Source organism: Citrobacter sp. wls706 (assembly GCF_005281305.1).
Classification (GTDB): Bacteria; Pseudomonadota; Gammaproteobacteria; order Enterobacterales; family Enterobacteriaceae; genus Citrobacter; species Citrobacter werkmanii.
This window is the reverse complement of sequence record NZ_SZXG01000018.1, coordinates 1-340: the sequence shown is the minus strand read 5'-3', so window position 1 is coordinate 340 and position 340 is coordinate 1. Positions and strand designations below refer to the sequence as shown.

The window sequence follows — 340 nt, the reverse complement described above, 5'->3', positions numbered from 1 at the left end:
GAGTAATGTCTGGGAAACTGCCCGATGGAGGGGGATAACTACTGGAAACGGTAGCTAATACCGCATAATGTCGCAAGACCAAAGAGGGGGACCTTCGGGCCTCTTGCCATCGGATGTGCCCAGATGGGATTAGCTTGTAGGTGGGGTAACGGCTCACCTAGGCGACGATCCCTAGCTGGTCTGAGAGGATGACCAGCCACACTGGAACTGAGACACGGTCCAGACTCCTACGGGAGGCAGCAGTGGGGAATATTGCACAATGGGCGCAAGCCTGATGCAGCCATGCCGCGTGTATGAAGAAGGCCTTCGGGTTGTAAAGTACTTTCAGCGAGGAGGAAGG

Annotated in this window: 1 rRNA gene; it reads left to right on the top strand. The window is 55.6% G+C overall.

The features are described from left to right. Positions 1 to 340 (top strand): 16S ribosomal RNA (locus FDW92_RS04855); the annotation flags it as partial.